We start from the raw sequence: 25,028 nt of genomic DNA on the forward strand, positions 1-25,028 counted from the left end.
AAATGGCCGTTTTCTCGGTGAGCGACGCTAAAGGGATCTCGGGGCAGGGTCAAGGCCTCAGGATTACCTTGAGCGACTGCATGTTGCCCGCAACGATCGTGCCAAAACTTACTTGGATGTCTTTCGAAAGTTTCGGCGGGGTTGACGTTTACGGAGGGACCCTTCTACATTCTGGTCGGCTGCCCAATCGGCGTTCGAGATGCCGAACGGGCGCATGGCAACTGTTCAGCAGGGGTGTCTGGTTCGTTCAGTCGCAGGTCGAGGCGCCGTCGATGCCGGCAAGTGAATCGCGGCAACTGCAAATTGGGGCATTTTGCGCCCTTGAGCAAGTCACGGTGTGCCGATCGCGAAATCCGGAAGTTGATTCAAGAGGAGCTCACGGATGCCTGGAAACCACGATGTCATCGTCGTCGGAAATGGCGCACTGGGATCGTCCATTTCCTTCGAACTGGCCCGCCGAGGGGTAAGTGTCGCCCGTATCGGGGGTTCGGATCGCGGGCACGCGGCGTCAACCGCTGCCGGTGCGATGCTCGGCTGCTTCGGTGAAGTGACCGAACCGCTGATGGCGACCGAGCACGGGCGCTCCAAGCTCTCCCTGGACTATCAGGCTCGACATCTCTGGCCGACTTGGCTGGACGAACTCTCGGTGCACTCCGGCGATGACTCCGAAATCATCACGGCGGACGGCACCTTCGTCTTCCTGAACTCCGTGGGAACAGCCGCGATCGACACGACCAACTTCGCGGTCATCGAAGCGGCCCTGCAGGAGTACGACGAGCCCTACGAGCATGTCGACGCCGAGAGCATCGACTGGATGGAGCCCAACGAACTGTTCCGTCCGCTCCGGGCGCTCTTCATGCCCCGCGAGCACGCCGTGCACACCGCCCGGCTGCTCGCCAAGCTGGACGCGGCACTGATCAAGGCCGGGGGCGTGATCTTCGAGGACCACGTGACCTCGCTCGTCACGGACGGCGACTCCGTGACGGGTGTGGTCCTGGCCGACGGCCGGCGGCTCAGCGCCCAGCACGTGATCGTGGCCGCGGGCGCGAATTCCGTGGAGCTGCTCGCGGACCTGGAGGACCTGCACCGCAGGATTCCCCCGATGGTCAGCGGCTACGGCGTCTCCGCGCTCGTGCGCACCAAGGACGGGTCGCTGCCCCGCTCGGTCCTGCGGACCCCGAACCGGGCGCTCGCCTGCGGCCTGCACTGCGTGCCCCGCGGCGACGGCACCCTCTACCTCGGCGCCACGAACATCATTTCCGACACCCCGCGTGAGCACGCCGACCTCAAGGACCTGAAGTTCCTGGTCGACTGCGCGATCGACCAGCTCCACACAGGCCTGGAGGAGGCGGCCCTGGTGGCCACCCAGGTCGGCAACCGGCCGATCCCCGCCGACGGCTACCCCTTGTTCGGGGCCACCGGTGTGGACGGCCTGTGGATGGCGAGCGGTACCTACCGCGACGGTCTGCACCAGTCGCCGTTGCTCGCCCGGGAAATGGCGGACCTGATCGAGAACGGCACCGGCCAGGTCGGTGAGCTGGTCCCGTTCGCCCCCGCCCGCGCGCCGCTCGCCCCCGGGACCCGCGAGCAGGTGGTGGCCGGCGCCGTGTCCCACATGGTCGCCACCGGTTACGAGCGCAAGTGGACCATCACGGGCGAGTGGCCCGCGATCATCGAGGAAGCGCTGACTGAGAAGTACCGTAGGACAGCCGACGACCTGGACGCGGAGTTCACCCCTCCCGCGGAGTTCCTGGTGACCATGACCGACCAGAAGTGGGCCCGGCTGCGGCGCTACTACGCCGCCTGGCGATGACGAACCGGTCCCGGCGGGCCGTACGGCCCGCGCACCCGCCCGTCGGGCCCGCGGACGCCTGATATCCCGTCAACTCCGACGACCGCCACGGATCCGGCCGCGGGACCGGCGACAGCCCCCGCCAGCGGGACCACGGGGCGCCGGTCGGGGCCGCGAGCCTGGCGAACAGTCCAGACGCACGAAGGTCGAAGGTGAGCATCATGGAGGGCGCTGAGCCGTACGGGGCCAGTGACCGGCAGGTATTACCCGACGCGGCACCGGTTCTCGAGCTCTCGACCGACCGGCCACGACTGACCGCCAGGGAGTTCCGAGGCGAGACCGAGAGCATGTCGCTCCCCGCTGAAACGGTGGCGCGACTGGACGAGTTGAGTGCCAGGACCGGCGTTCCTCCGACGGTGGTGGTGCTCACCGGGTGGGCCGCCGTGCTGAACCGCCACACAGGACAGCGCGACCTTCTGCTGGGTGTGGACGCGGCCCGGTTCGCCGAGGCGTCGAACGCCGACGCGCCGGCCGGCACCGGTATCGTCCCGCTGCGCGTGGAGCTCCGCCCCGAGGCCCCGTTCGCCGCCGAGCTCCGCCGCTTCTACGACCACGTCGTCGACGTCCTGCGGAAGCCGCTGGTCACCCGGGCGTCCGTGCCCTTGCGCGCCGTCACCGGGCCGGTGTCCCCGCAGGCCGTGCGCCGGGCGGCACCGGATGTCGCGCTGTCCATGGAGCGCGACGGAGCGGACACCGTCCTGTCCCTCCACTACAACGCGAGCCTGTTCATGCGTACGACCGCGGCCTGGATGCTCGGCCACTGTGCGGCGCTGCTCTCGGAGGCGGTGGCCAAGCCCGAACAGCCCGTGCGGGACCTGCGGGTGCAGGACACACCGAGCGCGGCGGACGCCTGGCCGCTGCCGACGCCGGACGGTTTCACCGCCCCGGCGCCCGCGGAGCGGGACGAGACCCTCGTCGGCCGTTTCCGCCGTACGGCCGCCGCGCAGGGGGATCGGATCGCCGTGACCGGTCCCTCGGGAACCCTCACCTACCGGGAGCTGGATCGCAGCACCAGCCGTACGGCCCGGCGTATCCCCCGGGCGGTGGGGCCGGGCCGGGTCGTCGGACTGCTGTGCGCACACGACATCGGTTCCGTGGCCGGGGTGTGGTCGGTGCTCAAGACGGGCGCGGCGTACGTCCCGCTCGATCCACGGCAGCCGGACAGCCGCCTCACCCGGCTCCTGCTGGACGCCGATGCCGACGCGATCGTCTGCGACCCCGACCTCGCGGACCGAGCCGCTTCCCTGTCCCGGGGGATCCACGTCGTCCCGCTCGACCTGAGCGGCCCCGACACCACGGCGGACCCGACCGACGCCGGTGACCCCGGTGCCGGTGACCCCGATCCCGGGGACCTGGATGGGGGCGACCCCGATGCCCTCGCCTACCTCCTGCACACCTCCGGCTCCAGCGGCAGGCCGAAGGCCGTGATGCAGACACAGAGCAACGTCCTCGCGCACGCCCTCGTCTATGCCACCCGGATCCGCATCGGGCCCGGTGACCAGGTGCCGCTGCTGGCGCGCTACAACTTCGACGCGGCCGTCATGGATCTGTACGGGGCACTGCTGACCGGAGCGACCCTGCATGTCCTCGACCCCCTGCTGCCGGCAGCACAGCTGCGCGACCGGCTCGCCGACGCCGAGGCGTCCGTGGTGCACTGCACCCCGACGCTCTTCCGCCACCTGCTCGGTGACCTCCCCCCGCCGGAGGCAGCACAGCCCGTCGCGGCGCTGCGATCCGTCCGCGTGGTGGTGCTCGGCGGCGAGGAGGCGACCCAGCAGGACCTGCGCGGGTTCCTCGCGGCCTTCCCCGCAACCAGCCGCCTGGTCAACGGACTCGGGCCGACCGAGTGCACGATGGCCGTGCAGCACCTGGCGGGCCGGGCCGACCTCGGCGGCACCGTGCTGCCGGTCGGACACCCCGTCGAAGGGGTGCAGGTCCGGCTCGTCGACCCCGACGGCCACCCCACGGAGCTCTGCGGCGAGCTGGAGATCCGCGGTGAACGCATCGCCTCCGGTTACTGGAACCAGCCCGAGGTGACGGCCGCGGCGTTCCGTACCGATGCCGACGGCACCCGCTGCTACCGAACGGGCGACCTGGCGCGACGCCGGGCCGACGGGGCGCTGGTCTTCCGCGGACGCAAGGACCGGCAGATCAAGATCCGCGGCCACCGGGTCGAGCCGGGCGAGATCGAAGCGGTGCTGCGCGGCCATCCCACGGTCGCGGAGGCCGTGCTGACCGTCGACACCCGGCAGTCCGGCGCCCGGCTGGTCGCCCATGTCACGCCCGCGACGGCCTTTCTGCCGGACGTGGACGAACTCCGTGGCTATCTGGCGCGGATCCTGCCGGAACACGCCGTGCCCTGGCGCATCGTCGCCCTGGAGCGACTGCCCCTCGGCCCGACCGGCAAGCTGGACCGTTCCGCGCTCCCCGCACCCGAAGAGGCCGTGTCCCGCGGCGCCGAGACACCGAGGACACCGACGGAGCTGGCGGTGGCCGGCATCTGGTGCCGGGTGCTGGGCATCGCCTCGCCGGAGCTGCACGGCAACTTCATGGCCAGCGGTGGGGATTCGATACGGACGCTGGACCTGCTCGTCGCCGTCAAGGACGAGCTGGGTGTCGAGGTACCCCTGACGGAATTCCTCGCCGCCCCCACCATCGCGACGCTGGCCCACGTGATCGAACGGGAGAAATGATGCTGGTCCTGCCTGCGGCACGGGAACGCGTTCGTGCCTCCGACGGCGACCCCGGGCGGACGACCCGGGTCCTCGTCGGCAACGACTTCAGCGAGGACGTGCGCACCGACCGCGGCTGGACGGGGTGGTGGGTGCAGCGCATCGCCTGGTTCGCCGAGGAGGGCGACACCCTGGTCCTGCCGACGCACCCGGAGGAGGCGTTCCTCGCGTACGTGACCGCTCTGACCGGAGTGCGCCGCGAGACGCTGAGCATCGTCGTACCGCCGACGCGGGAGGGCAGCGAGGGCACGCTCTCCCCCGCCCGGCTCGCCGACCCGGAGTTCGTCGCCTCGCTGGCGGCGGCCATCGGCGACCGGGAGGTGAGCCATCTGTCGGCGCTGTGGCCCGACGCGGCCGTGGCCCGCCTGGCCCGCACCCTCGGTGTGCGGTCCGCGATGCCCGGCTACGGATTCGTCGACCAGGCCGGCGGAGTGCTGGTCAACAGCAAAGCCGTGTTCCGTACGATCGCCGGCGGCGCGGGCGTGCCGATGCCGGAAGGGGCCGTGTGCACCAGTCCGGAGGTCGCCGAGGAGGCGATCCTGGAGCTGCTGGACGGGGGCCCCGTGGTCGTCAAGCACGACTACATGTCGGGCGGGCGCGGCAACGAGATCCTCACCACGGGCGAACAGTTCCGTCCGATCGGCGCCCGCCGGGTGATCCGGGTGGCCGGCCGCGAGGACGTCAGGGCCTATCTGCGGGAGCGGTGGGACTGGCTGACGTCCGGCGGCAGGGGGCGCCCGGTCGCAGAGCGCTATGTCCGCGACAGCTCGGCGTACTTCTCGGAGTTCCTCGTCACCGACGAGGGCGTGGAGTTCACCGGCGACGGCGAACTGCTGTCGGCGCCGTACGCCGTCGGGCAGATCATGCCGTCCCAGGGCCTGGAGCCGGAGGTGCTCGGCCGGATCGTCGAGGGCGGCCGCAGACTGGGCGAGGCACTGCGCGCGCTGGGATACCGGGGCGTCCTGGGGCCGGACACCATCGTGACGCCGGAACGGGAGGTCCTGTTCACGGAGTACAACGGTCGGGTCACCGGGTCCACCCATATCCACGGCCGCATAGGACGGTTCGCCGTCGGGGACGGCTTCGGTAAGGACCGGGTCATTCTGGAACGGGTGTGGCCCGAGGGGTGGTCGACGCCGTCCTTCTCCGCCGCCCTCGACACGCTCCGGCAGGCCGGTCTCGCCTACGATCCCGCGACCCGCACCGGTGTCGTGCTGACCAACGCCTTCGACAACAACAACGGCGTCATGTACTGCGTCGTCGCGGCGGATCTGAGCTCCGCGTGGAGCTGCGACCGGACGCTGAAAACCCTGTTCGCCGTCTCCGAGCAGTCCGTCGGCGGCTCCGACCGTATCTAGGGCAAGGGAACTCAGGTCTTATGCATGTCTCGCACGAGGACGATCCGGTTCTCGAACGTTTCCATTTCCTGGTCAACGCGCCCGCCCTCTTCAACGCGGTCGCCACGGCGGTGGACCTGGACATCTTCGGCTTTCTGTCGCGGCAGGGGCCGGCCGGGTTCCAGGAGATCCACGAGCAAGTCGACGTTCCCGCCCACCAGTTGCGGGTCCTGTTGCAGGGCGTCTGCGCCACCGGGCTGCTCACCCGGGACGAGGGCCGCTACGCGAACTCCGCGGTGGCCGAGGACCTCCTCGCCTCGGACGCCGAGGACAGCTGGAGCCACATCCTGCTCGGCTGGCGGGACATCTACTACCCGGCCTTCGGCCACATGACCATGGCGCTGCGTGCGGGAACCAACACGGCGCTGGCTGATCATCCGGGCGACGAACCGACCCTCTACCAGCGGCTGTCCCGCAACCCGGAACTCGAAGCCGTCTTCCACCGCGCCATGAGCGCGTTCACGCTGCGCTCCGTCGACGCGCTGGTGGCACGTCAGGAGTTCTCCTCCGTACGGCATCTGCTCGACATCGGGGGCGGCGACGGCACCACCTCCGCCAGACTCAGCGACCGGTATCCCGACATGAGGATCACGGTGTTCGACATACCGAGCGTCTCGAGGCTGGCGGAGGACAAGACGACGGCCCGATTCGGCGGTCAGGTCGCACTGTGCCCCGGGGACATCTTCGTGGACCCCTTCCCCCAGGGCGCCGACGGCGTGCTCTTCAGCCATGTGCTGGAGATCTTCTCCGAGGACGTGATCCTCGGCCAGCTGAAGAAGGCGTATGATGCCCTGCCCTCGGGCGGCCGGGTCTTCGTCTACGGATACAACGTCTCCGACGACGAAACCGACGGGATCTTCTCCGCCCGGCTCGGCCTGTACTTCAACGTGCTGGCATCCGGCCAGGGCATGGCCTACCCCGCCAAGGACTACGAGGCATGGCTGAGCCGCGTGGGCTTCACCGACGTCCGCACGGCCACCGGACTCCCCTACGAGCACGGGCTGAGCATGGGCGTGAAGCCCTGAAGCCCTAAAGTCCTGAAGCCCTGAAGTCCTGAAGCCGTCATCCCCCGCTTGTCCCGCTCCACGACTACGTGTTGGACGTCATGCATCACTTTCCAGAACCCGATCCGGGCCGGCCCGACCTGAGATCCCCCCAGCGCTATCTGCTGTGGCTCGCCACCCGCCATCCCGCCGCCGCCTCCCTGGCCGTGGTGCACGGTGTGCTGTGCACCCTCGCCCAGGCGCTGGTTCCCTACGCCGTGGGGCAGGCCGTCGACCAGGGACTGGTCGATCAGGACAAGCAGGCCCTGGTCCTGTGGAGCGGCGTGGTGATGGGACTCGGCGTCGTCCAGGCCATCACCGGCACGCTGCGTGATCGCTGCTCCCTGACCAATCGCTTCGGCGCCGCGTTCCGGACGATGCAGCTCGTGACCCGCAAGGCGGCCGGGCTGGGCGCCGAACTGCCGCGCCGGGCCTCGGCCGGCTCCGTGGTCAGCGTGGGCGCGACGGACATCACGCGGATCGGCGCGGCCCTTGAGAGCACCGCGCGCGGTGGCGGTGCCGTCGTCTCGATCGTCGTGGTCGCCGTCCTGATGCTGACCCTGTCGTGGCAGCTCGGCCTCGTCGCGCTCCTCGGCGTGCCGCTGATCGCCTGGGGCGTGGCCCGTCTGATGCGGCTGCTCCACGGGCACCAGCAGAATCTGCGCCAGGAGCAGGGCGCGCTCACCGATCTGTCGGTGGACATCATCGAGGGCCTGCGGGTGCTGCGCGGGATCGGGGGCGAGGAGATCTTCGCCGGCCGCTACCGCGAGCGGTCGCAGCGGGTGCGCCACGAGGGTGTGCGCGTGGCGACCGTCGAGGCGAGCGTGGTGGCCGGGCGGCTGCTGTTCCCGGGGCTGCTGGTCACCGCCATCGTCTGGCTGGGCGCGCACTTCGTCGCCACGGGGCGGATGAGCGCGGGGGCACTGATCGCCTTCTACGGCTACGCCGTCTTCCTCGCCGAGCAGTTGCGCCGGGCGACCACCATGGTCGACCAGCTCACCCGTGCCGTCGTCAGCTGCCGACGGGTCGTCGACCTGCTCTTGCTGGAACGCGCTCTGACCTCCGGTGACCGCGACCCGGCCGAGCTGTCGGCGCGGGCGGACCTGTCCGACCCGGCGTCCGGGCTGCGGATCACGCCCGGCAGGCTCACCGCCGTGGCCTGCGCCTCCGCCGGGGACGCCCATGCGCTGGCCGACCGTGTGGGGCGCTACGAGGATTCCGGGGCCGCCTACAACGGCGTACCCCTGTCCGCGTATCCGCTGGCCGCCGTGCGCCGCAAGATCATGGTGGTCGACCACGAGGCCCGCCTGTTCTCCGGAGAGCTGGGCGCGGAACTCTCGTCCGGGCCGGGGACCGCGGCCGCCGACCTGGACACGGCCCTTGATGTGGCCTCCGCGAACGACATCGTGGAGGCGCTGCCCGACGGGCTGTCCCAGGAGATCAGCGGCAGCCGCGAGTTCTCCGGCGGACAGCAGCAACGGCTGCTCCTCGCGCGGGCGTTGGCGCACGACCCCGACGTTCTGGTGCTCGTGGAGCCGACCAGCGCCCTGGACGCGCACACCGAGGCTCGGGTCGCCGCCCGGCTGGCCCGGCACCGCGACGGCCGCTCGACGGTCGTCTTCACGACGAGCCCCATGGTCCTGGACCAGGCCGACCATGTCGTCTACGTCGAGGACGGCCGCGTGGCGGCGGAGGGAAGCCACGGCGAACTCCTCCGTGACGCCCGCTACCGCTCCGTCGTCACCAGAGAGGTCTCCGTGTCATGAGCGCCCTTCCCGTCGCGACATCCCGAGAAGTGCGGTCGCAGGCGCGGCGTCTGATGCGCCAACACCCTCGTGAACTGGCCTTCTCACTGTCCCTGCACGTCCTCGCCACCCTCGCCGGCCTGGTCGCGCCCCAGCTTCTGGGGCACCTCGTCCAGGAGGCGGACGGCGCGGTGGACGACGTCACCTCGATCGCCCTCGTCATCTGTGCGGCCGTGGTGGCCCAGGCCACCCTCACCCGTTTCGCCATCCTCGCCTCCCTCAAGCTCGGCGAGAAGGTCCTGGCCCGGCTGCGGGAGGAGTTCGTCGGCCGGGTCCTGACCCTGCCGATGTCCACCGTGGAGAAGGCCGGCTCCGGTGAGCTGATCACCCGCACTACCCGTGACATCGACGTACTGGCCCACACCGTGCAGATGGCGGTGCCGGACTCCCTGGTCGCCTTCGCCACCGTCGCGCTCACCCTGGGCGCGATCGTGCTGACCGCACCCGTGCTGATCCTGCCCTGTCTCATCGCCGTGCCGGTGCTGTGGCTCTCCACGCGCTGGTACCTCAGGCGGGCGCGCGCCGGCTACCTGCGGGCCAACGCCGCCTATGCCCAGTTGACCGGAGGTCTGGGCGAGACCGTCGACGGGGCACGCACCGTCGACGCGTTCGGTCTGGCCGACAGCCGTTTCGCACGGGTCAACAAGGACATCGCCGAGTCGTACGAGGCCGAGCGGCGCACCCTGTATCTGCGCAGCGTCTACCTGCCCATCGCCGACACCGGCTACATGCTGCCGGTGGCGGGCACGCTGCTGATCGGCGGACTCCTCTACCTCGGCGGCCATGTCTCCCTGGCCGCCGTCACCACCGTGACCCTGTACGTGCAGCAGCTCATCGGCCCCGTCGACCGGCTGCTGTACTGGATGGACGAACTCCAGGTGGGCGGCGCGTCCTTCGCCCGGATCCTCGGAGTCGAGGCGGTCTCGGAGACCTCCGGCGATGGGCGGCCCGGTGCCGTCGAGGAGAGCGGCCAGGGCATCGTCGTCAGCGGGGTGCGGCACGCCTATCGTGAAGGCACCGACGTCCTCACCGACGTCAACCTCAAGGTGGAGCCGGGCGAACGGCTGGCCATCGTAGGCCCCTCGGGGGCGGGAAAGAGCACCCTGGGGCGACTGCTTGCCGGTGTCCAGCCGCCCTCCGGCGGAACCATCACCGTCGGTGGCAAGCCGCTCGCCCAACTGCCGCTGTCCGAACGGCGCAAGCTGGTCATGCTCGTCACCCAGGAGCACCACGTCTTCCGCGGCACCCTGCGCGACAACCTGCTCATCGCCCGGCCCCGGGCGCGGGACGAGGCGCTGGAAGAGGCCCTGCGGGTCGTCGATGCCTGGCAGTGGGCCGAGGAGCTCGGGCTGGACACCGAAGTGGGGTCCGGCGCCACCGCCCTGGCCCCGGGCCAGGCCCAGCAACTGGCCCTGGCCCGGCTGGTCCTGGCCGACCCGCGCACCGTCGTCCTCGACGAGGCCACCTCGCTGCTCGACCCGCGCGCCGCCCGCCATCTGGAACGCGCCCTGGCCCAGGTCCTCGAAGGGCGCACGGTCATCGCCATCGCGCACCGGCTGCACACGGCACACGACGCCGACCGGGTGGTGGTCATGGAGGACGGCCAGGTGACGGAGGCCGGCCGGCATGACGAGCTCCTGGGCCAGGGCGGGCCCTACGCCCGGCTCTGGCACTCCTGGCACGCGGGCAAGGCAGCACCGGCCGACTGACCGAGCCCGGGGTCGGCACACCACCACATCCGTACTTCGCACCCGAAGCACTCCGCACCGGAAGGTTCGCCGCATGATCGATGATGCGTTCGTCTCCGCCGTGAAGCCCCTGCACGTGCCCGAGATGGGCACGGACGCCACCGCACCGCTGCTCTACTGGCTCATCCGCACCCTCCGGCCGCAGCGGGTGCTGGAGGTCGGAATGGGATACACCACTCCGTTCCTCGCCCGGGCCCTGGCCGACAACAAGGCGGCCTTCGCGTCCGAGCGGGCGCTGCTCGGCACTCCGGAATCCGACACCGTCCAGCCCATGGCCCACGCCCCGTACTACGACGAGCCGTACGAGCCGCAGCTCGTCTGCATCGACCGGATGACCGACGCCTCCTCCTCCGCGCCCCGCGCGCTGCAGGTCCTGGAGGATCTCGACCTGGCCGGCACCTGCCGGATCATCGAGGGCGACCTGCGCGGCTCCAGCGACAAGGTGCGCGAGAGCGTCGGCATGGTCGACTTCGCCTGGATCGACACCTGGGACACGCTGGCCTTTGTCCGTGAGTACTGGGATCTCGTCAATCCGGCGGGCGGCGTGTTCGTGGCGCACTACCTGATGACCTACCCGGAGGGCCGTGCGGTCCTGCGCTATCTGGAGTCCCTGCGCGGACGGGAGAAGGGCCGCCTGGAGATCACGAACCTTCGCGAGCCGCACCGCTACGGACAGAACAGCACCACCATCATCCGCCGCACCCGCGACTACGTGGACCCCGAGGACCTGCGCCCGTCCGGCAGCAGCAACGACCCGACCGGTGTGCTCGACATCGGCTGACACGGCCGACAGGAAGGGGGCTGATGCGCATGGCCGCCGCAACCCTGCGGAAAGAGGATCTGCACGCGAGCGTCGGCGATCCGGTGCTCGACACGATGACATTCCTCAACGAGATCACCCACCGCTACCCCGAGGCGATCTCGTTCGCACCGGGCCGCCCGTACGACGGCTTCTTCGACGTCGAGGAGATCTTCACGCACCTGCGCCGCTACCTGGACCACCTGGCGCAGGACGGGGCGACGCCCGGCGAGATCCGCGACGCGCTGTTCCAGTACGGTCCGACCGGCGGCCGGATCCGGGAGCTGATCGCGGACTCGCTGCGCAAGGACGAGAACATCGACGTACGGCCGGAGTCCGTCGTGGTCACGGTCGGGTGCCAGGAGGCGATGTTCCTCGCGCTGCGCGCGCTCCTCGCCCGGCCGGACGACGCGCTCCTGGTCTCCAGCCCCTGCTACGTGGGGATCACCGGAGCCGCACGTCTGCTCGGCGTCGAACCGACCGCGGTCGAGGAGGGCAGGGACGGTTTCCGCTGCGCCCCGCTCGCGGCCGCGCTGGCCGCCGAGAAGGCGCGCGGCCGCCGTCCGCGCGCCTTCTACGTGGTCCCGGACCACTCGAACCCCTCGGGCACCACCATGTCCTTGCCGGAGCGGCACGCGCTGCTCGAACTGGCGGCACGCGAGGACTTCCTCGTCCTGGAGGACAGCCCCTACCGGCTGGTCAGCCCCGGACGCCGGCTGCCGACCCTCAAGTCCCTGGACCGGGACCGGCGCGTCGTCCATCTCGGCTCGTACTCCAAGACCCTGTTCCCGGGAGCCCGCGTCGGCTTCGCCGTCGCCGACCAGGTCGTGGTCGACGCCGACGGCACGCGAGGGCTCCTCGCGGACGACCTCACCAGGATCAAGAGCATGGTCACGGTGAACACCTCGCCGCTGAGCCAGGCCGTGGTGGCGGGCATGCTGCTCGCCGTCGACGGACGGACCTCCGACCTCAACACCGAGACCTCCGCGTACTACGGCGAGGCGATGAAGGCCGTCCTCGCGCGGCTCGACGAGTGCCTCCCCCGGCAGGACAGGGACGCCCTCGGCATCCGTTGGAACAGCCCGGACGGCGGCTTCTTCCTGACGGTCGACGTCCCGTTCCGTACGGACGACGCGGCGCTGGCGCGTGCGGCGGAGGAGCACGGGGTGATCTGGACGCCCATGTCCTACTTCCATCCCGGGAGCGGCGGCGAACAAAGTCTGCGGCTGTCCGTCAGCTACTTGACCCAGGCCGACATCTCCGAAGGTGTCGCACGCCTCACCCGGTTCATCAAGTCCGAATCAGCGAAGGCCGGTTGATTTCCTCCCGGCAGACAGAGAAGGCGGCTCCAGTGTCAGCAGCAATGCGTCCAGTCCGTGGCAGGTCGCGTATGTGGGGGTGGACGTTCCAATGACCGTCGACTTGAGCGCTCCCGGTACCGGCCTGCTCGACCTGCCGATCGCCGACCCGGCGACGGGGCGGGCCACCGCTCGGATCATGAGTGTCGGCACCGCCGTCACCGACCAGTCGTACTCCCAGCAAGAGCTCCTCGACATCTTCGACATCACGGACCCCAAGGTCCGTTCGGTCTTCCTCAACAGCGCGATCGAGCGGCGCTTCCTCACCGTCCCGCCCCGGGACGCCGACGGTGCCGTGCGCCCTGAGGCCCAGGGCGAACTCCTCGCCAAGCACAAGCGGCTCGCCCTGGACATGGGGGCGCGCGCCGTGCGGGCCTGCCTGGAGCGCGCCGGCCTCGACCTCGCGGACATCGACTACCTGTGCTGCACCACCACCACCGGGTTCCTCACCCCCGGCCTCAGCGCCCACCTGATCCGCGAGATGGGCATCCTGCCCTCGACCAGCCGCGTCGACGTGGTGGGCATGGGCTGCAACGCCGGCCTCAACGCCCTGAACGCCACGTCCGGCTGGGCCGTGGCCAACCCCGGCAAGGTCGCCGTCATGCTGTGTGTGGAGGCCTGCTCGGCGGCGTACGTCATCGACGGGACGATGCGCACCGCGGTGGTGAACAGCCTGTTCGGCGACGGGGCGGCGGCGATCGCCCTGACCGCGGACCTCGCGGACGCCGCCTACCGCGACCTGGGCGGCATACCGTCCGAGCGGGGCGGCCCGCGCATCCTCGGCTTCGCCAGCCACCTCATCACCGACGCGATCGGCGCCATGCGCTACGACTGGGACGACGAGCAGGGGAAGTTCAGCTTCTACCTCGACCCGCACGTTCCCTACGTCGTCGGCGCCCACGCGGAGCGGGTCGTGGACCACCTGCTCGCGGACGCCGGTCTGCGGCGCAGCGGCATCGCCCACTGGCTGGTGCACTCCGGGGGCAAGAAGGTGATCGACGCGGTGCGGGTCAATCTCCGCCTCACGCGGCACGACGTGCGGCACACCACTGGGGTCCTGCGGGACTACGGCAATCTGTCGAGCGGCTCGTTCCTGTTCTCCTACGAGCGGCTGCTCCAGGAGGGGACCGTCCGGCGCGGCGACCACGGCGTCCTGATGACCATGGGCCCGGGCTCGACCATCGAGACTGCGCTGGTGCAGTGGTGACTACGGAGCAGGTGAATCACGTCATGGAGATCCCGATGGCTGCCGAGATCCAGCCGGAACACGAGAGCCTCACCCTGCGGATCGACGGGCGGCACCCCCTGTCGCCGGAGGTCGTGGCAGCGGTCGGCGCCGTCTGCGACAGCGCCGAGGACCGTGCGGGACGGACCAGCGTCGTCGTCCGGGTCTCCGGGGTCCCGCACGCGTCGTGGTCGAGCGACCTGACGGTGTCCCTGGTGAACAAATGGGAACGCGCACTGCGCCGTCTGGAAGGACTGCCGGCGCTCACGATCGCGGTCGCCGACGGCGCGTGCGGAGGAACGGCCCTGGACGCGCTGCTCGCCACCGACTACCGCATCGCGACCGAATCGGTACGCCTGGTCGTTCCCGTCGAGAGCGGGGCGACCTGGCCCGGCATGGCCCTGTACCGGCTGGCAGGGCGCGCGGCGAACGCCACCGCCGTCCGTCGTGCGGTGCTCTACGGCACCCCCGTCGAGGCGGCCGACGCCCTGGCCCTGCATCTGGTCGACGAGCTGACGGACGACGTACCGGGAGCGCTGGCCCGCGCCGTCGAGCGGACCGGCGCGGTCTCGGGCACCGAACTGGCCATCCGGCGGCAGCTGATGTTCGACGCCTCCGTCACCAGCTTCGAGGACGCGCTCGGCGTGCACCTGGCAGCCTGTGACCGCGCGCTGCGGCGCTCCATCGCGGAGGTGGACGCATGACCCCCGGCGAGACGCGCGTAGCCCCGACCGACGACCTGCGCCAGGTCCGCTCCGACCTGTGCCCGGCCCGGCAGACCCTCGCACGCACTGCGGCGCGCACCGAGGCCCGACTGGCCGAGCTGCCCGGTCCGGCGGACCGCTCACCGCGGCAGCGCGCTGTCGCCGAGGCGGCGGGCGATGCCATGCGGACCCTGCGCGCCGCGTTCATGGACAGCCACACCGACGCGGTCTACGACGAGCTGACCGACGGGAGGACCCGCCATCTGCGGCTGCGGGAACTGGCGGACGCCGCCGCGGCGGCCTTCCCCGGTCTCGTGCCGACCCCCGAGCAGCTCGCCGCCGAACGAGGCCGGCCCCAGGCCCACAAAGAGGGCCATGAGCTGGACCAGGGCATCTTCTTCAGCCGGGTGCTCCGCTCGCCCCAGGCCGGTCCGCACCTGCTCGACGCGATGCTGCGTCCGACCCCCCGCGCCCGCGCCCTCCTGCCGGAGTTCCTGGAGACGGGGAGCATCGACCTGGGCTCCGTACGGATGGAACGCACCGGCGCCGTGGCACGCCTCACCATGTGCCGCGACGACGCCCTGAACGCGGAGGACAACGCACAGGTCGACGACATGGAGACCGCCGTCGACCTCGCCCTGCTCGACCCGGCCGTCGAAGTCGGCCTGCTGCGCGGCGGAGAGATGACCCACCCCCGCTACCGGGGACGGCGCGTGTTCAGCGCGGGCATCAATCTCAAGGCTCTGCACAGCGGCGACATCTCGCTGGTCGACTTCCTGCTCCGTCGCGAACTGGGCTACATCCACAAGCTCATACGGGGAATCCTCGGCGACGAGGAGACGAACTGGCGCTCCCGGACCGTCGAGAAGCCCTGGGTCGCCGTCGTCGACTCCTTCGCGATCGGCGGCGGAGCCCAGCTGCTGCTCGCCTTCGACCATGTCATCGCCGCCTCGGACGCCTACGTCAGCCTCCCCGCCGCGCAGGAAGGGATCATCCCGGGTGCCGCCAACTACCGGCTGAGCCGGTCCGCAGGACCACGGCTCACCCGGCAGGTCGTCCTGGAGGGGCGGCGGATATGGGCGAGCGAGCCCGCCGCCCGGCTGGTGGTGGACGAGGTGCACGACCATGCCGATCTGGACCTCGCCGTGGAGCGCAGCGTCGAACGCCTGCGGGGCAGCGCGGTGCTCGCCAACCGGCGGATGCTGAATCTCGCGGAGGAGCCGCCGGACGAGTTCCGCCGCTACATGGCCGAGTTCGCGCTCCAGCAGGCCCTGCGGCTCTACAGCGCCGATGTGCTCGACAAGGTCGGCCGCTTCTCCGCCGCCGACCAGAAGGGGCGACCGCGGTGATCGGTGGCGGCAACTCCGGTGTGCGGTACGAGAAGAAGGACCGCGTCGCCCGGGTCACGCTGGACCGGCCCGAGGTGCTCAACGCGATGGACCAGCGCATGCACGAGGAGCTCGCCCTGGTCTGGGACGACATCGAGGCCGACGACGAGATCCGCGTCGCGGTCCTCACCGGTGCCGGCGACCGCTCCTTCTCGGTCGGACAGGACCTGCGAGAGCGGGCCCGGCTGGACCGGGAGGGGGCTCCGCCGACCACGTTCGGCAGCCGAGGGCAGCCAGGCTGGCCCCGGCTGACCGACCGGTTCGACCTGTCCAAGCCCGTGCTCGCGCGCGTCAACGGCTACGCGCTGGGCGGCGGGTTCGAACTCGCCCTCGCCTGCGATCTCATCGTCGCCTCCGACCAGGCGGTCTTCGCCCTGCCGGAGGCCACGCTCGGCCTGGTGCCCGGCGCGGGCGGCGCCTTCCGACTGGCGCGGCAACTGCCCCTGAAGACCGCCATGGGCTACCTCCTGACCGGGCGCCGGATGAGCGCCGCCGAGGCACTCCGGTTCGGCCTGGTCAACGAGGTCGTCCCGGCCGGGGCACTCGACGAGGCCGTCGCGGCCTGGACGGACGCCCTGCTGCGCAGTGCGCCGCTGGCCGTGCGGTCCCTCAAGGAGGCCGTGTCGCGGTCGTTGGACATGCCGCTGGAAGAGGCGTTCACCGCGTCGTACACCTGGGAGGAGAAGCGACGGCGCAGCGAGGACGCCGTCGAGGGCCCCCGGGCCTTCGCGCAAGGCCGCGAACCTGTGTGGCGAGGGGCCTGACCGGGGCGGCGGAGCGGTCGGGCGCGGGGCACGTCGGGGACCTCCCGGCCGCAGCGAACGGCGATGCCAATAGACGCGGGGCTGCCTGACTTCGCCACCCTCGTCCGGCTGTACCGCACCGCTGGACGCGGGGCGTGCGGGCCCGCGCCGCTCGGGTGCGGGCCCCGGCCTCAGTCGAGTACGTCGCCGACGAGGGCGAGGTCCTGGATGGCCGCGAGGCCGTACAGCGCCGTGGAGTTGGTGCTGATCCAGGGGGCGTCGGTCCCGGCGTTGAGCACGGTGGGGCCGTTGATCTTCGTGGTCGCCCAGGAGGTGCTCGCGTCCGGGTAGCCGTCGCCCGTTCTGAACTTGGTCCAGGCCCGGGTGGCGAGTGCGGCCTCGCCGGTCAGACTCGCCGCGTACGCGTCCAGGCGGGAGTGGCCCTGGACCAGACTTGCCTTGAAACTCGCGCCGTAGCGGGCCTTCTGCTCGGCGGGGGTGGCGTTGTAGTAACGGCAGTAGTCCAGCCAGGCGGCCCGGAAGCCGGGGATGTCGTTCTCGTCGAGGGCATCGATCAGCTCGGCGGCCAGTTCGGGCAGGCCGAAGCTCGCGGAGAGGTGGGAGACGGCGACGACCGGGGCGGTCTGGATGGCGAAGGCGCCCGTGTCGAGGTCGTACAGACCACTGCCCTGGACGAAGCCGTTGGGCTGGGCGGCGATGGTCGAGGCGCTGGCCAGCAGTTTCTTCCTCGCTGTCCGCCACTTGGGGCCGCGCCGCTCCCACTCGGTCCACCAGGCCCAGCCGAGGCCGCTCCAGTCGGTGCCGAAGCCGATGGACAGGGCGTGGCGGTCCCCGGGGGTGTAGCCGTCGGTGCGGACCTTGCGGTTGGGGTCCAGGGTCAGGAAGGTCTGGTCCGCGTCGACCTGGGCGTGCATCAGGTCGCCGGTGCGCTCGTCGGCGGTGAGGTAGTAGAAGAGACGGCGGTAGACGGGTGTCGAGATACGGACCTGCTTGGCGCTGTCGCCGAAATGCTGGACTCCGTGCCGGGTGCCCAGGCCCGCCCACTTCCCGAGGTGGTAGACGTCGACCTCGCTGGTGTGGCGGGTCATGGCCTCGGCGAAGCGGTAGATGTCGGCCCGTCCGGAGCGCAGGTAGGCCAGCCAGAGCCACAGGTCGGTGGAGAGCTCGGAGTTGTCCCAGGCGTAGCCGCCGACGTCGTAGCACCAGGTGTGGCGGGCCGGGTCGTAGGTGTGCTGGACGTCGCCGTAGTCCAGGAAGCCGTACCAGCGGCGCTGTTCGCGCTGGTCCCGGTAGTAGGTGAAGAGCAGGTCGAGGCGGTCCTCGACGGTCTTCCTGGCCGTGGTCGAGCGGTCCACGGGGGACCAGAGCCCGGCGAAGACGCCCGCCTTGTGCAGGGCCCCGGGGGCGGCGACGAGCTGCGGCGGGGCGGTCAGCGCGTCCTTCTGGGCGACCAGCGTGTCGGCCGTGGGGGTGGCGGCGTTGGCCCACAGGTAGAGCTCGGAGGTGCGGGCGATGCCGTACGGGGTGCCGAATCCGGGCTCGTAGTCCTCGTAGGTGATGCCCAGCCCGGCGGTCTGCTCGTCGTAGGTGTCCTCGCCGAGACCGTCGTGGTAGAAGCGCAGGTCGAGCGGCTGGGCCTCGGGCGACCAGAGCCAGAGGGTGACGGTCGCCTCGTCGGAGGCGGCGCCCCGGACGTCGAGCTGGGCGGGGTGTTTCTGCCAGAAGTCCCGCAGACCGAAGGAGAGCCCGCCGCTGGTCCCGCCGACGTAGCCGAAGCCGGGGGCGCGGGTGCCGCCGGTGGTGTGGATCCAGCCATGGCCGGCCTTGGTGCGCTTGCGGACGGTGAAGCCGTCGGCCGAGAGCTGGGACAGGGTGTAGTCGCCCCAGGTCGGGACGTACCGCAGGGCGGAGGAGACCCGGGTGTCCCAGGTGGAGATGTCCGGCAGCTTCTCGCCCTTGACCTGCGCTGTGCGCACGGCCGCGCCGGGGTCGCGGCGCAGGCCGGTGATGCCCTGGACGGCCTCGGTGAGGAAGCCGTCGTCGGCGCCGGCGAGGCGGATGTGGCGGTTGTAGGGCTCGTCGGAGAGGGGGACGCGGATGCGCAGGCCCAGGCCCTTGATGAAGTCGCCGCCGGCCTTGCCGGGTTCTTGCGTACCGTCGTACGTGAGGGTGTGGACGACGCGGATCGCCTCGGACCCGGCGTACAGGTAGAGGCGGATGACGAAGGGCAGCCAGGAGCGGCTGCCGCGCGCGTGTTCGCCCTCCAGGCGGATGACGGCGCGCACCGGTCCCGACTGCTCGACGGTGACGGCGCCGACGCGGCCGGTGAAGCGTTCCCAGCGGCTGCCGGCGCCGCTGCCGTCGTAGTCGTCGTCGATCTCCGGCTGGCGCAGTACGACCAGTTCGGCCTTGCCCGCGATCTCGGTGCCGCCGCGCTTGATGCTGCGTACGACGTCGTGCGCGCCGGCCTTGGCGATGCTGACCTGGATCACGCCGGTGTCGACGTCGATCGTGCCGCCCCGGGTGTCCACGGTGAGCGCGGTGTCCGCCTTCGCGGGCGTGCCCGCACTCAGGGTGTAGTTCTCGGCGGGCCCGGCGGTGGCGCCGACCGCGTGGGCGGTCCACTTCAGGGTGCCGTCGGGCCAGTAGGCGGTGGGCCAGGACTGGACGGGGACCGCGGTGCCGTCGCCGGCGGTGAGGGCGAAGGTCTGGTCGGCGCGGAGCGTGCCCTGGGGCCAGGCCACGCCGAAGGTGGTGCCCGGGGCCTCGGCCGGCGTGCCGCCCTCCAGCCAGGTGAGCTTCACGGGGTCGGCGGCGGCGGCTTCGGCCGGCGCTGCCCCGGCCGGGTCGGCGGCGAGCGCCCAGGAGAGCTGGGTCGCCACGGTCGCCGCGGCTGCCGCCTTGAGTACGTCTCTGCGCGATATCTCAGGCACCGTGACCGCCCCCGAGCCGCCAGACGCGGAAGTCGGTGATGTGGAAGTGACTCCAGGTGGTGCGGAAGGCGAACCAGCCGCTGGTGTACGGGTCCTCGTCGGTGTAGTCGAAGACCAGCTCGCCGTTGTCCCAGTACTGGATGTGCTTGCCGTCGGAGATCAGCCGGACGCGGTTGGGCTCGTTCGCGGTGAGCAGCGGCGAGGTGTAGTCGTAGACCAGCGGCCGGGAACCCGCCACGCCCACGTAACGGCGAAGGCGCGTGGTGGTGTTGGAGTTCGCGCCGAGGCCCGCGTAGTACGTGGTGAGCTGGTCGTAGTCGGCGAGGGCGCCGCTGCGGGTGGTGGCGAACAGGTTCTGCGGGGATCGCGCATCCCGGGCGTTCCAGAAGGAGTTCAGGTCGCTGACCCGGTCGTTGACACCGCCCGCCGAGACCGGGGTCGCCGTGAAGTCGATCTCGTACCGGCCCGAGAACGGCCGCTTGAACCACACCGAGGCCCCGGCGGGCACGTCGACGTCCAGCACGCCGTTCTTCGCCGTGACGCTGCCGCCCTTCTCCAGCTCGGCCGTCCACTGGCCGGTGCCGTGCCGGAAGTCGTCGCGGGCCAGCAACTGGCGGTGGTGGCACGGACCTTGGTGGTTCGGTGCGGCGACGGCGCCGGTGGGCAGTGCGGTGGTGACCGCGGCGGCGAGGCTCACCACAACGGTGGCCCAGGTGTAGCGCATCGGGAGATCCCTTTCTGTGGACGGCCAGAAGCGTACGGAAACCAACCCTTCCGATCGCCAAATGCCACAGAAGTGAAAAGAAGCGTTCATGATCAAGCGAGTTCACGGTCGAATCCCACGGGTTGGGACCGAATGTGGCGTGCTGTTACATCTTTATGATCATCGGCTGTCGATCTCCGTGTGGAGCCGCTCGGGCGGGCAGGCTTGGGCGCGCCGCTTCCCAAACCCCCCTCGCACCAGAGGAGTTGTCCGCATGTCGTTCGACAGCCCGATCTCCCGCCGTACCGTCCTCGCCTCGGCGGCCGGACTCGCCCTGGCCCTCGCCACTCCCGTCACCGCCTCGGCCGCCGGCTTCGGTTACACCGACGACGGAACCCACTACGTCGTCGACACCGGAGCCGGCCTGGTCTTCAAGGTCGACCACGGCAACGGCGACCTCTCGTCCTTCGTCTACAAGGGCACCGAGTACCAGGGCTACGGCGGCCGGAACTCCCACATCGAGAGCGGCCTCGGCGCCTCGACGGTGACGATCTCCACGCCCGCCACCGGAGTCGTCCTCATCAAGGTCGTCCACGGCACCCTGATCCACTACTACGCGGCGCGCAGCGGCGAGAACAACATCTACCTCTTCACCTACAAGGCCGACACCTCCGTCACCGCCAGCCGCTACATCGCGCGCCTCAAGCCCGGCATCTTCCCGACCACCTACCCGGACACCTGGTCCAACTCCGACACCGTCATCGAGTCCGCCGACGTCTTCGCCAAGGCCGACGGCACCACCAGGTCCAAGCACTTCGCCAACCTGCGGACCATCGACTACGACTACTTCGGCTTCAGTGCCTCCGCCGCCTCGATCTGGGTCGTACGCTCCAACAAGGAGAAGGACTCCGGCGGCCCCTTCGTCCGCCAACTCCTGCGCCACGGCAACGAGTCCGGAGCAGGGCTCTACGAGCACCTCTACTACGCCGAAGGCCAGACGGAGGCCGAGCGGTTCGGTCTGCACGGCCCGTACGTCCTCGCCTTCACCGACGGGTCCGCGCCGACCACCGCCGTGTCCGGGCGCGACAACACCGCCTGGGTGGACGCCCTCGGCCTCACCGGCTGGACCGGCGCGAGCGGGCGCGGTCGGATCGTCGGCAACGGGCTCGCGGGGCGGGACACGTCGTACCCCTACGTCGTCGGGGTCGCCAACGCCGGGGCCCAGTACTGGGCGAAGGTGGACGCGAGCACCGGCAAGTACACGGTCAAGGGCATCCTTCCTGGCACCTACACCCTCACCGTCTACAAGGGTGAACTCGCCGTGCACACCGAGAACGTCACGGTCACCGCGGGCGCGGCCACGACCCTGCACACCATCACGATCACCGGCGATCCCGCCGCAGACACCGCCATCTGGCGCATCGGCGACTGGAACGGCACCCCGGCCGGCTTCAGGAACGCCTCCCACGTCACCTACGCCCACCCCTCCGACTCCCGCGCCGCCGCCTGGACCGCCGGCACCTTCGTCATCGGCACCTCGACGGCCTCGGCCTGGCCCGCCTACCAGTTCAAGGAGATCAACCAGGGCCTGCAGGTCTCCTTCACCCTCACCGCGGCCCAGGCCGCCGCCGACCGCACCCTGCGCATCGGTATCACCACGGCCAAGGCGAACGGCCGCCCCCAGATCACCGTCAACAACACCTGGACATCCGCGCTCCCGGCCGCCGCCGCCGAACCCTCCACCCGGACCCTGACGGTCGGCAGCTACCGCGGCAACAACCACACCTACGAATACGTCATTCCCGCCGCCCAGTTGCTGACCGGCACCAACACGCTGCGCATCGACGCCGCCAGCGGCTCGGCGGGCGGTGGGGGCTACCTCAGCCCCAGCTACGGTTTCGACGCCCTGGACTTGCTCTGAGGACGGTGACGGGAGGGGGAGCGGGCACTTCTGACCTGCGGTTTCTTTGTTGCTGGGGCTCAGGTCAGGCGACCAGGCCCGCAGCCGGGTCGACCGTGGGGTCGCAGTCGGTGAGGGGGATGGGTTCGCCCATGGCGACGAGGATCTTGCGGCTGCCGCGGTAGGCGTCGCGGCCGTGGGAGGAGAGGACGTTGTCGACGAGCATGAGGTCACCCGGCTGCCAGCTCTCGCGGCGGGTGGCGGAGTCGTAGGCCTCGTTGAGGAGGTCCACGGCCTCGGACGTCAGCGGCTCGCCGTCGCCGAACGACGTGTCGAAGGGGAGGCCGTCCGTGCCGTAGGTCATCTCCATGACCTCCTGGACGTCCTTGTCCAGTGACCAACGGCTCCAGAACGCGGCGTGGTTGAACCACACCTCCTCGTGTGTCCGCGGATGGCTGACGAGCGCCGAGCGGCGCTGGACGGTGCGCAGGCCGGTGTCCGTCTGCCAGGAGTGGCCGATGAGGTTGCGTTCGCAGTAGGCGGCCACCTCCTCGCGGTCCTCGGTGGCGAAGGCGGTCTGCCAGGGGAGGCCGGCGTGGACGTGGTAGTTGCGGGTCAGCAGCCAGCCGGTGGTCCGGAAGCGGTCCACGAGGTCGGCGGGGAGGGCCGCGCGTACCTGGCGGACGTCGGCGACGGTGGTGGCGCCGCCCACGTCGGGGGCGTCGAGGCAGCAGAAGAGCAGCAGGCCGGGGAAGTCCAGGGTGTAGCTGTTCTCGTTGTGCTGGCGGATCGGCTGGATCGGAGGGAGGTCCGTCGAGGAGTACACGTCGGCGCCGTAGTCGCTGCGGGGCGTGGCCTTCTCCTTGTACGCGGCCCGTTGCCGCACCAGGATGTCGCGCAGCTGCGCGAAGTGCTCCTGCCGTTCGATCGGCAGGCCCCGGATCAACAGGTGTCCGTGGCGCAGGAGTTCGTCCCGGATGGCTTCGACGTGCTCTGTGACCCAGGCCTGCGCGGAGGCCTGGTCGGTCAGCCGCGGTGTCCGGATGATCGGCGGCCGGCCGGGCTGGGACGACACGGGCAGGCCGGTCGGCTGGGGTATGGCGGTTTCCGGGGTCATCCGAGATGTCTCCGCTCCTGGTCCGGGGTCAACGGGTGGTACGCGGCCGGGCGGACCTCGGCCGGTTCGTCCACGTGGGCTGGTCCGACAGGGGCGGCGGGTCGTACGACCGGGCCAGCCACTCGTCGTTGTAGATCGTCTCCAGGTAGTTCGTTCCGAGGTCCGGCGCGATGGCGACCGCGGTGACGTCATCGCCCATGCCGTTGGCCGCCATCCAGGCGAGCGCGCCGCTGACCACGGTTCCCGTCGAGCCACCGAAGAGGAAGCCGCGGCTCACGAGCCTGCGGCACATCCTGACCGTCTCGGCCTCGGAGACATGGACGACGTCGTCCACGTACGACATGTCGAGGATCCCGGGCCGCACACTGGTGCCGAGGCCCGGGATCAGGCGCCGGTCCGAGGGCGTGCCGAACGTCACGGAGCCGACGGCGTCGACGGCCACGACGGTGACCGAGGGCTGGTTCTCCCGGAAGTAGTGGGCGCACCCCATCAGCGTTCCGGTCGTCCCCGCTCCCACGAACAGCACGTCGAGCGTGGGAAAGGCCTTGGCGATCTCGGCGCCCGTGGTCCGGTAGTGGCCCATCCAGTTGCCGTCGTTGGCGTATTGGTTGAGCCACAGGTAGTCCGGGTTCGCGGCGCACAGTCGTCGCACGTACGACAGCCGGGCTCCGAGGAACCCGTCGTCCGGGTCCGGCTCGGTGATGACGTGGACCTCGCTGCCGAGGGCCTCCATCAGCCGCCGGGCCGCGGGCGTGCAGCGCACGTCGGTCACACAGACGAACCGGTAGCCGCGGCTCGCCGCCACGACGCTCAGTGCGACGCCCATGTTGCCCGAGGACGATTCGATCAGCGTCGCCCCGGGGACGAGTTCCCCGCCGCGCTCCTTCGCCTCCACCATCTCGGTGGCGGCCTTGAGCTTGACCGAACCGGCGAAGTTGAAGCCCTCGCACTTCAGGAAGAGCCGGCGTCCCACGCTGGGCCGCAGATCGACGTAGAGATCCTCGACATTGAAGTCCATGGGATTCGAGATGATAGCCGTCACGTAATGCAACCCATTCTCGTATAGAGGCTCTCGTCGTCTCGTGCAGCGATTCTCGCAATTGCTGCAATATTTGACCTATACGAGGTCTATTGAGGGATGGAACCCTGCTGCGGTTCACCGTCTCCCGGGGCACGGGCAATTCACAGCCTTCATCGGCTCCCGCATGCGAAGCCGTCGGCCTGGGGCTCCGGCCGGGCGCTCGGCCGCCCGACAAACATACCTGCCAAATTTTCATTGCAGGTACCTGCCAACCGGGATTTGCGGTTTCCTGGGCAGGCAATATTCCTTGCGCTGCGGGTCATTACCAGCATGTTTCAGACATACTGTGACGACCTGTGTACTACATGTGTGTTCAATCGATTCCGCCCCGCTCGATTTGGCCACCTGAGAGGCCCGAACGTGGGGGTGAAGGTCGTTCCGCTTTCATCTGATGATCCTTGACTCCCGTTCCCGGCCATGCCTACAGTCGCTGAAGCGGGCGATGAATCGACCGCAGAGACCCGTGTGGATTTCGGCAC

At 70.4% G+C, this 25,028-nt stretch carries 17 protein-coding genes; 13 read left to right on the forward strand and 4 right to left on the reverse strand.

Going from position 1 to position 25,028, the window contains the following annotated elements:
- The first annotated feature begins 382 nt into the window (after positions 1-382).
- The 12 genes from AQJ67_RS34615 to dpgD all read left to right on the forward strand — a co-directional run bounded on the left by AQJ67_RS34615 (position 383) and on the right by dpgD (position 16,815).
- Positions 383-1,813 carry an NAD(P)/FAD-dependent oxidoreductase gene (locus AQJ67_RS34615; protein WP_062723307.1) on the forward strand — a complete coding sequence of 477 codons (1,431 nt, stop codon included), beginning with the start codon at positions 383-385 and terminating at the stop codon, positions 1,811-1,813.
- 200 nt (positions 1,814-2,013) lie between these two features.
- Entirely contained in the window at positions 2,014-4,545 is a 2,532-nt protein-coding gene (locus AQJ67_RS34620) for a non-ribosomal peptide synthetase (RefSeq protein ID WP_159058882.1), read from the forward strand.
- Positions 4,542-5,942, forward strand: a complete 1,401-nt coding sequence (locus tag AQJ67_RS34625; RefSeq protein WP_159058883.1) for a preATP grasp domain-containing protein — start codon at positions 4,542-4,544, stop codon at positions 5,940-5,942. Before AQJ67_RS34620 ends, AQJ67_RS34625 begins: the two co-directional genes overlap by 4 nt.
- A gap of 20 nt (positions 5,943-5,962) precedes the next feature.
- On the forward strand, positions 5,963-7,006 hold the full coding sequence (locus AQJ67_RS34630; protein ID WP_062723310.1) for a methyltransferase: 1,044 nt from the start codon (positions 5,963-5,965) through the stop codon (positions 7,004-7,006).
- 80 nt (positions 7,007-7,086) lie between these two features.
- The gene (locus tag AQJ67_RS34635; RefSeq protein WP_062723311.1) at positions 7,087-8,790 is read left to right on the forward strand and encodes an ABC transporter ATP-binding protein; all 1,704 of its coding nucleotides are present in this window, start codon (positions 7,087-7,089) and stop codon (positions 8,788-8,790) included.
- 53 nt (positions 8,791-8,843) lie between these two features.
- The gene (locus tag AQJ67_RS34640) at positions 8,844-10,538 is read left to right on the forward strand and encodes an ABC transporter ATP-binding protein (protein WP_244190672.1); all 1,695 of its coding nucleotides are present in this window, start codon (positions 8,844-8,846) and stop codon (positions 10,536-10,538) included.
- Between the two features lie 73 nt (positions 10,539-10,611).
- The gene (locus tag AQJ67_RS34645) at positions 10,612-11,358 is read left to right on the forward strand and encodes an O-methyltransferase (protein ID WP_062723313.1); all 747 of its coding nucleotides are present in this window, start codon (positions 10,612-10,614) and stop codon (positions 11,356-11,358) included.
- 29 nt (positions 11,359-11,387) lie between these two features.
- Positions 11,388-12,695, forward strand: coding sequence for an aminotransferase-like domain-containing protein (locus AQJ67_RS34650; protein WP_244190673.1), 1,308 nt, complete (start codon positions 11,388-11,390; stop codon positions 12,693-12,695).
- 91 nt (positions 12,696-12,786) lie between these two features.
- Entirely contained in the window at positions 12,787-13,941 is a 1,155-nt protein-coding gene (gene dpgA, locus AQJ67_RS34655) for a 3,5-dihydroxyphenylacetyl-CoA synthase DpgA (RefSeq protein WP_079056338.1), read from the forward strand.
- Positions 13,942-13,976: 35 nt separating this feature from the next.
- Positions 13,977-14,663, forward strand: a complete 687-nt coding sequence (gene dpgB / locus AQJ67_RS34660) for an enoyl-CoA-hydratase DpgB (RefSeq protein ID WP_062723398.1) — start codon at positions 13,977-13,979, stop codon at positions 14,661-14,663.
- Positions 14,660-16,012, forward strand: a complete 1,353-nt coding sequence (gene dpgC, locus AQJ67_RS34665; protein ID WP_079056339.1) for a (3,5-dihydroxyphenyl)acetyl-CoA 1,2-dioxygenase DpgC — start codon at positions 14,660-14,662, stop codon at positions 16,010-16,012. The genes dpgB and dpgC overlap by 4 nt, the downstream gene beginning before the upstream one ends.
- Complete coding sequence (gene dpgD / locus AQJ67_RS34670) at positions 16,009-16,815, forward strand: enoyl-CoA-hydratase DpgD (protein ID WP_062723315.1); 807 nt, start codon at positions 16,009-16,011, stop codon at positions 16,813-16,815. The genes dpgC and dpgD overlap by 4 nt, the downstream gene beginning before the upstream one ends.
- 170 nt (positions 16,816-16,985) lie before the next feature.
- On the opposite strand, the gene AQJ67_RS34675 is transcribed toward dpgD, so the two are convergent.
- Both AQJ67_RS34675 and AQJ67_RS34680 read right to left on the reverse strand, forming a co-directional pair.
- Positions 16,986-19,748 carry an exo-rhamnogalacturonan lyase family protein gene (locus AQJ67_RS34675; protein WP_062723316.1) on the reverse strand — a complete coding sequence of 921 codons (2,763 nt, stop codon included), beginning with the start codon at positions 19,746-19,748 and terminating at the stop codon, positions 16,986-16,988.
- Positions 19,741-20,472, reverse strand: coding sequence for a DUF6250 domain-containing protein (locus AQJ67_RS34680; protein WP_062723317.1), 732 nt, complete (start codon positions 20,470-20,472; stop codon positions 19,741-19,743). Before AQJ67_RS34680 ends, AQJ67_RS34675 begins: the two co-directional genes overlap by 8 nt.
- A gap of 253 nt (positions 20,473-20,725) precedes the next feature.
- Here AQJ67_RS34680 and AQJ67_RS34685 point away from each other — a divergent pair, with 253 nt between their 5' ends.
- Positions 20,726-22,372: a rhamnogalacturonan lyase B N-terminal domain-containing protein gene (locus tag AQJ67_RS34685; RefSeq protein ID WP_062723318.1), complete on the forward strand. Its 1,647-nt coding sequence runs from the start codon at positions 20,726-20,728 to the stop codon at positions 22,370-22,372.
- Between the two features lie 64 nt (positions 22,373-22,436).
- Here the strand turns inward: AQJ67_RS34685 and AQJ67_RS34690 are convergent, their stop codons facing one another.
- Together AQJ67_RS34690 and sbnA are read right to left on the reverse strand one after the other, a co-directional pair.
- Positions 22,437-23,468 (reverse strand): TauD/TfdA family dioxygenase, encoded by a 1,032-nt coding sequence (locus tag AQJ67_RS34690; protein WP_062723319.1) that lies wholly within the window; start codon positions 23,466-23,468, stop codon positions 22,437-22,439.
- A gap of 28 nt (positions 23,469-23,496) precedes the next feature.
- Positions 23,497-24,486, reverse strand: a complete 990-nt coding sequence (gene sbnA, locus AQJ67_RS34695) for a 2,3-diaminopropionate biosynthesis protein SbnA (RefSeq protein WP_062723320.1) — start codon at positions 24,484-24,486, stop codon at positions 23,497-23,499.
- Positions 24,487-25,028: the final 542 nt, after the last annotated feature.

Source organism: Streptomyces caeruleatus, assembly GCF_001514235.1.
GTDB classification, from domain to species: domain Bacteria; phylum Actinomycetota; class Actinomycetes; order Streptomycetales; family Streptomycetaceae; genus Streptomyces; species Streptomyces caeruleatus.